Here is a 12,711-nt window from a genome sequence, read left to right as displayed (position 1 = left end):
GTCACCGGCGTTCTAATCCGCTTCAATCGAAAACCCCACCTGTTTCAGGTCTTCCCAGAAACCGGGGTACGATTTGGAAACCACCATCGGATCATCAATTCGCATCGAAAAGCCCGCTAAAACCATTGGCGCAAAAGCCAGTGCCATTCGGTGATCGTGGTAGGTATTTATAATTGGATTTTCTTCCTGTTGTTCCTGGTCCAGCTTTCCATCCCAGGCCAGTTCTCCAAACTGAGGTTCGGCTATGGACGCACCAAATTTTGCCAACTCGTTTTGCAGCGCCGTAATCCGATCGGTTTCTTTGATCTTCAAAGTTTTTAAACCTGAAAAGTGAAACGGAATATTTTTAGCCACACACAAACACGCCATGGTTTGCGCCACATCGGGATTTTCAATAAAATCAAGTACCAGTTTCTCCGGCTGTCGGTTTTTGTGCTTTTCCAAGAGAACACCCTCTTCTTTTTGTGTTGAAGTAAGTCCAAACTGCTCAAACCAGGCGGCAATGTTGGCATCGCCCTGCAAACTATCGAGTAAAAGATTTTCCAGCAATAGCTCGCCATTGTCAACCAGGGCCATAATCTGGTACCAGTAGGAAGCACCCGACCAGTCGGCTTCGCAGGTAAAATCGAGGGCAAAATATTTTTGTTCCGGCACAAAAATCACGTTATCGTCCCAGCGGTACTGAATGCCAAATTTTGCCATCAATTCCAGCGTAAGTTTTATGTACGACCGCGATGTGATGTTGCCTTTTAGCTTTAAAGTCAGTCCGTTTTCAATGGTTGGAGCAATTAGCAAAAGCGCCGAAATATACTGGCTCGATACACTTCCATCCAACTCAATGGTTTGCCCTTTTAAATGCGAACCCAAAATCTTCAGCGGCGGACAGCCCTCATTGCCCAAGTACTCAATTTGCGCTCCCAGTTTATTTAGCGCATCTACTAAAATAGAAATGGGGCGTTGCTGCATGCGCTCCGATCCGGTTATCTCCCACTCGCCAACAATTTTTGCCAGAAAAGCGGTAAGAAAACGCATCGCGGTTCCGGCATGCCCGATATCGAATTTGTTACTGTTTGAAAACAATGCTGCCGTCAGAACTTTTGTATCGTCGCTGTCCGACAGGTTTCGAATCGGATACGGACTGTAACTCAAAGCATTAATAATGAGTGCCCGGTTGCTTATACTTTTTGAAGCCGGAAGATTAATTGCTCCCTTAATTTCTTTTATGTCGGTAGTTACCTGGTAAATCATTTCAAATGTAATAATGAGGTTAATTCCGTCTGTCAATTACAGACTTTTATAGAATTTAAGCGCTTCCAGAATCAGTTCTTTGCTGCAATTCTGGTTGATGGCAATTTCGCCAACTTTTGGTAGAAGTGTAAAATTAATCCGTCCCGATTCGTTCTTTTTGTCGTGTGTCATTAATTGATACAAAGCTTCAAAATCGGATTCTTCAATTTCGAATTTGCCGTAAATATCCAACATCCAATTGGTCAGCTCATCGCAATCGGCTTGCGGAAAGCCACACATTTTCACCGACAGAAAAAGTTCAGCGATCATGGCGTAAGCAACGGCATAACCATGCAAAACGGGCCGGTTTTGTTTCATGGCCAGACTTTCGAAAGCATGACCAACCGTGTGCCCGAAATTCAGTGCTTTACGGATATTATTTTCAGTTAAGTCGTTGGCTACGAAATATTCTTTCACGTTTACCGAGTGGCGAATAATTTCCTGCAACAGATCGTAATCAATAGTATCGAAATCAAAATCTTTCAGCTCTGCCAAATGCTCAGGACTGTGAATCAATCCGTGTTTGATCATTTCGGCAAACCCCGAAATAAAATTGTTACGATCAATGGTTTTCAAAAAATCGGTATTTATAAGAACGGCAACCGGTTCTTTAAATACGCCAATTTCGTTTTTTAAGCCGTTAAAATTAAACCCGGTTTTCCCACCCACCGAGGCATCAACCTGCGATAACAAAGTTGTTGGCACATTCAGAAAATCGATACCGCGTTTAAAAGTGCTGGCTGCAAAACCGGCAAGATCGGTAAGCATTCCTCCACCAATATTAATAAGCAAGGATTTGCGGTCGCCCTCGTTTTCCGATAAAAACTGCCAAATGGTTTCAACCGAACCAATTTTTTTATTGTGCTCACCGGCCGGAACAACAACTTTTTTAATGCTGTTTTCTGCCAAAAAATTATCCAGGTTGGCCACCCAAAGTTTATCAACGGTTTCTTCGGTTGCCAGAAACACTTTGCCCTTCGGATAGTTATTGATATAAGCCTGAAGTTCCTGTTCCAACTTTCGGCTGTAAATTATTTTAGAGTAAATTTTTGAATTTCCCATAAGTAGCTGCTAAATTGCGATAAAGTTACAATAAAAATGGCATTGCCTTTTTTTAAGGGTGCACGTGGCAATAGTTTTAGATATTTAATAACGAACGATGACAATAAAAAACACCGAAAAGGTTTCGAAGATCAAAAAAATATTCTTCCTGGTTTCCATACTAATTGCGTTGGGTATTCTGGCGCTGTTTTTACTCGACCATGTTCTGCTTGCACTGGCCGGGTTGGGAGTTTTCTCCATGTGGTACCTTTATTTTCATGTGGCCGATTATCAATACATCGAATATTCCGACGATGCAGACAAAATTATTCTTCGCTATTACAAAGTGATCAGTTTTACCGGAAAGGCCTATAATTCCATTGAATTTCCCAAGTATCGTTTAAGAAAGGCGCTTTTCGAAGATTCATTTTTTGGTAAATTATCCGATTTAACGCTTGTAATAAAAACCGATCGGGGAATAGCCGAGTACCCGACAGTTAGCCTGGCCGGCTTAACTGTCGACGACCGCAAACGTATTCAGGAATCGCTAAATTCAATCATAAAAAACTAAGCCTGAGCTCCCTGCACTTATGAACGAAGACCTTAAATACAAAGTGGCACTATCGATGCTTCCCAACATTGGAGGCATTCTTGCCCGCAACCTGGTAGCCTATATTGGCAGCGCTGAAGGTGTTTTTTCTCAATCGGCCAAAGCATTAACAAAAGTTCCAGGAATTGGAGAAGCTTATGCCCGCCAGATAAAGAAAAACAATGTGCTGCCACTGGCAGAAAAGGAACTGGAATACATTGATAAAAACGGAATAGACATCCATTTTTATACCGACGCCACTTATCCACGCAGGTTAAAAAGTTGTGTTGACGCACCACTTATTATTTACACCAAAGGGAACATGAATCTCGATACTGAGCGGGTAATCAGCATTGTGGGTACGCGTAACGCCACCGAATACGGTCGGACAATAGTAGAAAATCTGTGCCGCGAATTTGCCGAAAGAAAATACAATATTCTAATCGTAAGCGGCCTGGCCTATGGCATTGATGTACATGCTCACCGTTGTGCCCTGAACTACAATTTACCCACCGCTGGTGTTATTGCTCACGGCCTCGATACGCTTTACCCCGCTATACACAAACAAACGGCGCAAAAAATGCTGGAATGCGGTGGAATTGTCACTGATTTTCCGAGCAACACCAAAATAGACCCGGCGAATTTTATTAAACGTAACCGTATTATTGCCGGATTGGCCGATGCAACTATTGTGGTGGAATCGGCCCAAAAAGGGGGCTCGCTAATTACTGCCGATATTGCCTCATCGTATAACCGCGATGTTTTTGCTTTCCCGGGCCGCGCGGGCGACACTTACTCAAAAGGCTGTAACCTGCTGATCAGAAATAACGGAGCGACTTTAATTGAAGGCATCAACGACCTGGAATATTTTATGGGCTGGGAGAAAACCGATAAAGTTGAAGCCGTGCAGTCGAGTCTGTTTATCGATTTAAATCCTGACGAACAAAAGATAGTTGACCTGTTAAAAGAAAAAGGCGACCTGTTTATCGATCAGATTTCGGCCGAAATAAAACTGCCGGTAAGCCGTATTTCTGCTATGTTGCTTAACCTTGAATTTAAAAACCTGGTACTTGCGCTCCCCGGTAAAATGTACAAATTGAGGTAAGTCGGCTTTATTTTCTAATTTTGCACCCAAACAGAAAACGTTGTTTTCTAAATTTTATAGAATGAAGAAGACTTTTGAAGATTTAAAAGTTGCAAAATCGATATTAAAATCGCTCGACGATATTGGTTTTACTACGCCAACTCCCATACAGGAAAGAGCTATTCCGAAAATTAATTCGGGGGTGAATATTGTTGGTGTGGCCCAAACCGGAACCGGAAAAACGGCGGCTTACCTGCTTCCCTTGCTATCTCGTTTAAAAAAGCCGGAAGGAGTTGATCCGCGTGTAGTAATTCTTGTTCCAACACGCGAATTATCGATTCAGGTGGGTGAAGATATTGCAGAATTAACGGGTTACTCGGAGTTGCGCCATGCGGCGGTATTTGGAGGTATTGGCTGGACAAAACATGCTGCTTTACTGGAGCCGGGAATCGATATTCTGGTTGCCACGCCGGGCCGTATGTGGGATTTGTACCAGGCCGGTGCGCTGCGATTAAAAAAGGTAAAATACCTGGTAATCGACGAAGCCGACCGTATGCTCGACATGGGATTTATCCCTCAAATCAAACAACTTCAGGAAATTATTCCGTCGCGCAGGCAAAACCTGTTGTTTTCGGCTACCTTTTCGGAAAAGATTGAAACGCTTGCAGAAGAATTTCTCGATCACTACGATAAACTGGAAATAGCACCATCGGCCACTCCGGTTGGTTTGGTAACACAAACCTGCTATAAAGTTCCGAATTACAGAACAAAGCTAAACCTTATTAAGTACCTGCTTCAGGATGAAGAGAAATTTACGCGTGTGGTAATTTTTGTGAAAACAAAAGAACATGCCGAGGGTGTTTACAAAGTGGTTCAGCGAAAAGCGGAAGGCGAAAAACGGATTCTCCATTCGAACAAAGCGCAAAACTCGCGTATTAATTCCATCCAGGCATTTAAAAGTGGTGAAGTTCGGATATTAATTACTACCGATGTTTCGGCGCGTGGTATGGATGTAAGCCAGGTGAGCCACGTAATTAACTTTGATTTACCGAACGATTACGACGACTATATCCACCGTATTGGCCGAACTGCGCGTGCCGGAAATAAAGGAGATGCAATTACCTTAATCGATCCGGCGGCAGAGTGGCACTGGAAAAAGATTGAAAGTTTGATGCGCCAGGAAATTCAGCTGCTGGATTTGCCCGAAGGGATAGAAGTTGTCGAATCGGAGTTTAAAGAAAGCCAGGATATGCTGCGCGAGATCGACCGTCAGCGCAAAATCGACGATCCTACCTTCCAGGGCGCTTTTCATCAGAAAAAAAGGAAAGGCTCGTCAAAACGTTCGTTCGAAGATAAATTTTCGCGCACAAAAGAACGTCAGAAACGAAAGAAAAGAAAAAAATAACAGCATAAAATTGCCAACGATGATTTTCGTTGGCAATTTTTGCTTTGGGCGGTGGTTACAACGGTTGATTAGTGTTGTTGGGGCCAAAGTAAGGCCGACAAGTTCAATTCAATTCGATCTGATCGCACACCGATTGCATTCCGAAGTTTTCGGGAGAGGGAACGGGGGAAACTTGCGTACCACCGATCCCGGTCATATGCCGGTTTTTAAATTTTATCCATTTCAGTTTTTAAATCAGATTCGAAATTTTTATCATTCATACTCAAAAAATATAAAATGTAAATCCGTGTAAATCCTACGATATTAGAACTCAATTTCATCATATCTTTTGCATCACCAATTAATTGGGATTTATATTCATCGGTCGACAACTCATCTGCAGTTGGTCCTCCATGCACAAAACTTGAAAAATAGTTATAATATTCTAAAAAGCTTTTGATCCTTTCAGCCTTAATTATATTGTCATTTTTTAACGGTAAGTTTTGATCAAAGAATCTGCTAATTTTTCTGATATCAAATTGGTTTCCTTTTATAAAAATATTTTCCAGATCCTTTTGTTCTAATACTTTTTTTTCGGTGAGAATGTCAAGTATTTTTGAAAAGTAATAGCAATTCTACTGCTCATTGATATGTTATTGCTCTTTGAGTAATTCAGTCTTTTCAAAACCTCATGAATTAAATATTCTTCGCGGTATATTCTTGCAATTTCGTCTTTCTCTGTTATGCGGAATTGAATCCAAACATATGTTACTACAATAAAGTGTTCAATCTGACAACGAAGAAGAATAGCACACGGATAAAAGTTTGTTTGAAAGTTTGTTGCTTTTATTGATTCATCAATAGATTTACATTTATTATAAAAATTCAAAAGAATCTTTGATGTATTCTTATATTCTGAATTATCAAGAGCCTTTACTAAAATTTCTTTATTTATTTCAAAATATTCTTTAAGCATATTACTTTGTCTATGTGTGCTTTAAACTAGTGTATATCGGTAAATTGTAAGTTATCGTTGCGGATTGCGGGTGATTGCCATCCGCAGGACGATAGACAATCATGCGGGAATCCACGGCGACAACCGGCACCGAACGCCGCAATGCAATTTACAAAGTGTTAGCGGTAGTTTTTGACTTTTTATCAATCCAAACATTTATAAATATTCCAATCATTATAACGACGAACATAAAGCCTAACAATCCTTCAATCATTGTTATTATTTTAACCATATCAGATACTGGAAGGATGTTTGAAAACCCGATTGTTGTACCTATCATAAAGCTATAGAATATTGAATCCAATATACTCAAGCTTTCTCCAAATGCATTAATGTTTATAATTGAAAGAGTAAAATAAATGCAAGCAAAACCAATTATAATCAATAAACCGTTCACTAATAGATCATATAGTCTGATTTTGTGATCTGGTTTATCCATTAAGTTTAAACGTCCTTTTTTTGAATCAAAAATTGAAGCTGTATCAATTATGATTGAAAATGTTATTAGTGATGAAAATATGACTGAGAGATTTAAAGAACCATTTCTCGCAAGATTAAAGCAAATAGCATAAATAAATATCCACCAAATTTCATAAATCTGGATTGGTAATTTCCAAACTATCCTTATTCCGAACTTTATAATCAAAGCCATTCTCAAAATGAAAATTGGAAAATTAATGATTGTATGAAGCAACGAGAATAGTGATTTTGTCTTAGAAATAATGAATATTTTAGTCTCTTTCAATTCATCAACATCTATTGAGCCCAAATTATTACTAAGCCATTTCTCTGGATCTTTTCTGTCATAATTCTTTTTGTAGTCTTTTATTATCTTTCGAAATCGCGAGAAAGAAAGGATTACTGAAAAAATGATTAGTCCGAAATATGCTATCAGTATATAACTCATAATATTTTGGTTACGTGTCGAAATCTAAATTACCGCTAACGTATATGTATCGTTCATATTGATATCTATTATATCGTAATAATGATTGTCTTTATGCTGCCTAATGTGGCATGTAAAGCACTATTATCATATTCTTCTTACATTTTTACAGTTATTACAGGGCGTGTATTCACGAATTTCAGTTTTGGTGTTTTAAAACTAAACATATTTTTTATGTTTCTGGTGGTTAGGGGGTAAAACTAGTAACATAAACTTTCGGTGCTGTGTGGCGTAGGGGAAAATATGGTTGAGATGAAGCGCGACAGCTGTTGCCAACGAAAAACTGGATGAAACCTTTACCCTTTTGTCTGTTGACATTTTCCCTTAAAAAGGGAAAACAGCATTGATGTTACGCCGAAAGCAAACCGCAACAGATTTGATAAAATGCAGCAACTTTAAAACATTAACTGCCTGCCCTATGCTATACACCCCATGTTAAATGCAATTTTTAATGTTGCTTTCAATCTTCTCCAGAATCTCAGCCTTTTTAATTGGTTTTGCAATATAGTCGTTACAGCCTGATTGAAATGCTTTTTCTCTGTCGCCCGACAAAGCATAGGCTGTTTGGGCGATGATAATTACATCCTTGTTAAACTCGCGTATTCTTTTTGTGGTTTCATGGCCGCTTATTCCCGGCATTTTCATGTCCATTAAAATAATATCAAGATCGGCCTGATTTTTACATTCTTTAATGGCATTCTCGCCGTTATTGGCATGGGTAATTTTTTCAGCAATATCATATAACATGGTCTTAAGCAAAATGGCAGAAGTTCTGTCGTCTTCAACAATCAGTATCTTATATTTTCTGTTAAGCCCATTTTCGTTGTGTTCCTGCGTCGAATCCGGAGTACCATTTTTTACCACGTTCGAAACCGGTAAGGTAAAATAGAATTCAGTCCCCACTCCTTCTGTTGATTCCACCCATATTTTGCCATCAAGCATTTCAACATACGATTTTGCTATTGCCAGCCCCAGACCCGAGCCTTCAAAAGCTCTTTTGTCTTTAATGTCGGCCTGCTCAAAACGGCTAAAAATAGCTTTCTGCCGATTTAAGGGAATCCCTATTCCGGTGTCTTTAATACAAAATTCAATAAATCCGTTTTTTGTGATATGACTAACCGTTATACTTCCCTGCTCGGTAAATTTGATGGCATTTTTAATCAGGTTGGTAAGAATCGATTCAAATTTCGCCCTATCGGTGGTTACGAATATTTCGGCCCCGGGCGTTTTATTTTGATAATTTAGCGTTAATCCCTTTTTTTGAGCCTGAACCTGAAAAAAGGAGAGGATATCTTTTAATATTCCGCTTACACTAATTTCCGATTTTCTTACCTCCATAATACCGGCTTCAATTTTCGACATTTCTACAATATCGTTTACCGTATTCAGCATTCGCTCGCCACTTTGATGAATAATCTGAATATATTTTTCCTTTGTTTCATCATTCAAGTCAGGATTTAAAAGCAAACTTGTAAAGCCGAGAATACCATTCATTGGTGTTCTGATTTCGTGGCTCATATTGGCGAGAAATGCCGATTTCAGACGGTCACTTTCTTCGGCTTGTTCTTTGGCGGCTATAAGCTCATTTTGCGATTTTTTCATTTCACTTACATCAATGATAAAACCGTCATAACTTATAGTGTTTCCATTTTTATCTTTTATGGCTCGCGCAGTCATTAAAACCCAAATGGCACTACCGTCTTTTTTCCTGAATTTTATTTCAAGATTTTTAATTTTTGAACTTTTCGCTGTATCGTATTTATTGATTAATTTTTCTCTTTCATCACCGGAAAAGTAGAAATCAGATATATTCATTGCGAGTAACTCATCGGCATCATCATAACCCAGAATGTTTGCCAACTCCTCATTTGCAAGGATAAAGTCGCCATTTCTTCGGGTTTTGTAAAAACCAATCGGTGCAAAATCAATGATATTCTGGTATTTTCTTTCGGAGATTTTACGTTGTGTAATGTCTCTCAAAACCACAAGAAAAGCCGGTTCGCCCTCAAAAACAACCGATACGGCAGATACTTCAACATCAATATAATTCCCGTTTTTAAACCTGGCATCCGATTCGTATTTTAATGGCTGATTTTCGCCGTTTTGATTTTTAAGCGACAGGGAATAAAGTTTCTCTAACTCATTATGCTGTACAATTTCCGTAAACTTCACCCCAATTAGTTCCGATAAATTATAACCCGAAAACTCCAATAAACCCCGATTTGCATACTTAATTATCCCATTCTGTATTATAAAAATACTGTCGGTAGATAAATCAATCAATGCTTTTGTAATGTTTATATCGTTTTTCATCTTCCCTGTCAATAATTTAAATCCTGTACCAATCTTAAATCAGTGTCATAAAAGACCATGAGTTTAAAACTTTAATACCACAATTACAAGAATATAATTAATACTCGTGAACTTGCAGTTATTTTTTAATCGCATTTATGGCTTTGTATATAAAACTCATTCAAACTATTGTCTCGCAGCGTTATATACACGCGATAAAGGTAACCATACCGAATCAATTTCGGTTATTTTATCGTTTTCTGTTTGCAGGATTTAGTATTGTGTATCGCGCATTACATTTTCAACACACTAAAACGCTTCCAAATTTAATGTTTCAGGAAGTTATGCATTAAAACTAATATCATCAGTTGTTAGCGCCAGAATATAAAAACAAAAAAACACCACCTCAAAATCATCGTATCCCGATAAATTTAAAAGTGGTGTGACTTATCAAAATTACCCTTCTGATTGCACTAACATAACTACGGCAATTGCTAAGCCGGGTGCCGAAAATGTTTTTTCACCTCGCAAAACTGCTGGTTTAACTTTTTCTTTAGTGATTGACTTCTATTTTTGAAAAGCGTTTAAAGACGATTGCGGACCACAAGGCGATTTTTATTGCTAATATTCTTTTCCCGAAAACAAAACCGTAACTAAAACATTTAGTTTAAGCACAAAACTACCGGGTTACACAAAATGATATGCCGAAAATAATTTTTAGAAAAAATAAGCCTTATACAAATAATGCGGTATCCACCTCGTTAAAATGCGTGATTTGCCTGCAGGAATAACCATTATAATCGGCATTGGCCGAATTCACAATAATCACCGCTCCTGCCCTGGAACGAACTGCCGCCTCAAGCCCGGCATGCGAGTCTTCAAAAATCAATGTTTCATCCGCCTTTGTTCCTATGGCCGAAATGGCTTTATTAAACAGGTCGGGGTGTGGTTTTCCGCGCATTGTACCATCGTTGTAAATAATATGTTCGGGCCTGAAGTAGTTTAACAGGGGAAAATGTTGAATAAAAAAATCAACATTATTTTTTGCTGAAGCGGTTGCAATTGCCAGAGCCACTCCCGAATTTGCCAAAAAGCTGATTAGCTGCTCGGCACCGGGAGCCAGTTGCATACCATGCTCCAGACACATGCTGCGGTAAATCACTTCCTTTTCTTCGGTGAGCCGGTGTACTTCGGCATCGTTGAGTTCGCGTTTAAACAAATATTCAAAAGTATCTTTGGCATTAATACCGTGAATGTATTTTTTCTTTTCCTCCTCGTTCAGGGTAAAACCATACTTTTCAAGAAAACGATCCCACGAGTCTTCCTGCAAATGCGTATCCCAAAACAAAGTTCCGTTAAAATCGAAAACTACTCCTTTTACTTTCATTGATAGATTATTTAGGGCTTATATGTTTTTTTATAATTCTTCCTGAACTTTGAGAAATGCTTTCCCCAGCGTTTCGATAATATCGCCGGCCATTAATGAAAATTCCGATCGTTTTTTGATGGCTATGTCTCCGGCCAGTCCGTGCAGATAAACGCCCACCAGCGCTGCATCAAACGAAACCATTCCCTGAGCCAGCAATCCCAGAATTATTCCGGTAAGTACATCGCCGCTTCCGGCGGTTCCCATTCCCGAATTACCTGTTGAGTTCCAACAAAGTGTCCCATCGGGCGCCGCCACCGAAGTGTGCGCTCCTTTTAACACCACCACACAATTGTATTTTTTGGCAAAAGCCATTTGTTTCTGAATGGCATCGTACGAATCGGTGGTTTCACCAACCAAACGCTGAAACTCGCCCGGATGTGGTGTAAGCACCGAACCTTCGGGGATTTTCTCCAGCCAGGTTTTATTTTCGGCAAGAATATTCAGCGCATCGGCATCGATAACCATCGGTACCTTTGCCTGATCGAACAAGTCGCATAAGGCACGGCACGAATTTCGTTTCAGGCCCAGCCCCGGACCAACACCAATAGCCGCATAAGGCTCCAGGTTGGGAAAATCAGTAAACATCGAATCGTGCTGATCAATACTGGCCATTGCTTCAGGCACCGCAGTTTGAATGACCGGGAACCCCATGTGCGGAACGTGTGTGGTTAACAATCCTGCTCCGGCACGCAAACAGGCTTTTGATGCCAGCACAGCCGCTCCCATTTTGCCATAACTTCCGGCAATAAGCAGTGCGTGCCCAAATGTTCCTTTATGATCGAATTTTGTACGTAATGGCAAACGCGCTGCAATATCTTCCGCATCAACAAAGGAATATGGCGATGGTGTTTCGTTTATTCCACCGGGATGCAAACCAATCGGTAACACTTCCCACTGCCCCACAAACTGTTCGTTCTCGGGGAAAAGGAAACTTATTTTCGGGAACTGCAGAGTTAATGTAAAGTCGGCGCGGATAATATTCTCAAGGTTATTTTCGGCATTGTTTTCCCCCATTAATCCGCTGGGGATATCAACAGCCACTACTACATTCAGCAGCTGGTTAATGTATTGCACAAGTTGTGCCGGTAATCCTTCAAGCGGCCGCGACAAACCTGAGCCAAACAAACCGTCGATCAGCACATCGGTTTCGTCAACCTGCGGAAAATCGTTTTCCGTTCGTAGTTTTGCCAGTTTTACTTTGCCCTGCTCTTCCAAACGTTTGTAGTTGATAGCCGGCGATCCTTTTAAAGCTTTTCCAAAATCAAGCAGGTAAACTTCGCACTGGTAATCCAAATCGGCCAGCTGTCGCGCCATTGCCAAAGCATCGCCACCGTTATTTCCGGGGCCGGCAAAAAACAGTAACCTTTCTTCGGTTGAAAACTGTTGAACAATCCAGTTGGTCATTTGCAGCGAGGCGCGTTCCATCAAATCGATATCGGCAATAGGCTCATTTTCGATGGTAAACTTGTCGATTGCTGCTATTTGTTTAGTTGTAAATAATTTCATTTTTTTTGAGAAAGCTGGAAATTACAGGCCGCAAAAGAACCCTTTTTCGGCCTGCAACATTTGTTTTCTCTAAATTATAAAAAACAGGGGTGATTCTTTGAATTTGAACAGGAATTATGATCGTAACGATCCTTTTTT

At 39.9% G+C, this 12,711-nt stretch carries 9 protein-coding genes; 3 read left to right on the top strand and 6 right to left on the bottom strand.

Annotated elements, in window-relative coordinates; all coding sequences use genetic code 11:
* Positions 1 to 12: 12 nt before the first annotated feature.
* Positions 13 to 1,284, bottom strand: coding sequence for a 3-phosphoshikimate 1-carboxyvinyltransferase (locus G4420_RS07245; RefSeq protein WP_246241575.1), 1,272 nt, complete (start codon positions 1,282 to 1,284; stop codon positions 13 to 15).
* Entirely contained in the window at positions 1,285 to 2,349 is a 1,065-nt protein-coding gene (gene aroB, locus G4420_RS07240) for a 3-dehydroquinate synthase (RefSeq protein WP_163322937.1), read from the bottom strand.
* A 97-nt stretch (positions 2,350 to 2,446) separates the two neighbouring features.
* Here aroB and G4420_RS07235 point away from each other — a divergent pair, with 97 nt between their 5' ends.
* The 3 genes from G4420_RS07235 to G4420_RS07225 all read left to right on the top strand — a co-directional run bounded on the left by G4420_RS07235 (position 2,447) and on the right by G4420_RS07225 (position 5,406).
* Positions 2,447 to 2,899, top strand: a complete 453-nt coding sequence (locus G4420_RS07235) for a hypothetical protein (protein ID WP_163322936.1) — start codon at positions 2,447 to 2,449, stop codon at positions 2,897 to 2,899.
* Between the two features lie 19 nt (positions 2,900 to 2,918).
* Positions 2,919 to 4,022: a DNA-processing protein DprA gene (dprA, locus tag G4420_RS07230; protein ID WP_163322935.1), complete on the top strand. Its 1,104-nt coding sequence runs from the start codon at positions 2,919 to 2,921 to the stop codon at positions 4,020 to 4,022.
* A gap of 61 nt (positions 4,023 to 4,083) precedes the next feature.
* On the top strand, positions 4,084 to 5,406 hold the full coding sequence (locus G4420_RS07225; RefSeq protein WP_163322934.1) for a DEAD/DEAH box helicase: 1,323 nt from the start codon (positions 4,084 to 4,086) through the stop codon (positions 5,404 to 5,406).
* A 1,103-nt stretch (positions 5,407 to 6,509) separates the two neighbouring features.
* Here G4420_RS07225 and G4420_RS07220 read toward each other — a convergent pair.
* The 4 genes from G4420_RS07220 to G4420_RS07205 form a co-directional block, all read right to left on the bottom strand.
* Entirely contained in the window at positions 6,510 to 7,307 is a 798-nt protein-coding gene (locus G4420_RS07220) for a two pore domain potassium channel family protein (RefSeq protein WP_163322933.1), read from the bottom strand.
* A 474-nt stretch (positions 7,308 to 7,781) separates the two neighbouring features.
* Positions 7,782 to 9,659: a PAS domain-containing hybrid sensor histidine kinase/response regulator gene (locus G4420_RS07215; RefSeq protein ID WP_163322932.1), complete on the bottom strand. Its 1,878-nt coding sequence runs from the start codon at positions 9,657 to 9,659 to the stop codon at positions 7,782 to 7,784.
* Between the two features lie 712 nt (positions 9,660 to 10,371).
* The gene (locus G4420_RS07210) at positions 10,372 to 11,025 is read right to left on the bottom strand and encodes an HAD family hydrolase (protein ID WP_163322931.1); all 654 of its coding nucleotides are present in this window, start codon (positions 11,023 to 11,025) and stop codon (positions 10,372 to 10,374) included.
* Between the two features lie 30 nt (positions 11,026 to 11,055).
* Positions 11,056 to 12,573, bottom strand: a complete 1,518-nt coding sequence (locus tag G4420_RS07205; protein WP_163322930.1) for an NAD(P)H-hydrate dehydratase — start codon at positions 12,571 to 12,573, stop codon at positions 11,056 to 11,058.
* Positions 12,574 to 12,711 lie beyond the last annotated feature (138 nt).

The sequence above is a fragment of the Draconibacterium mangrovi genome (assembly GCF_010586825.1).
GTDB lineage: Bacteria > Bacteroidota > Bacteroidia > Bacteroidales > Prolixibacteraceae > Draconibacterium > Draconibacterium mangrovi.
This window is presented reverse-complemented; position numbering and strand designations above follow the sequence as displayed.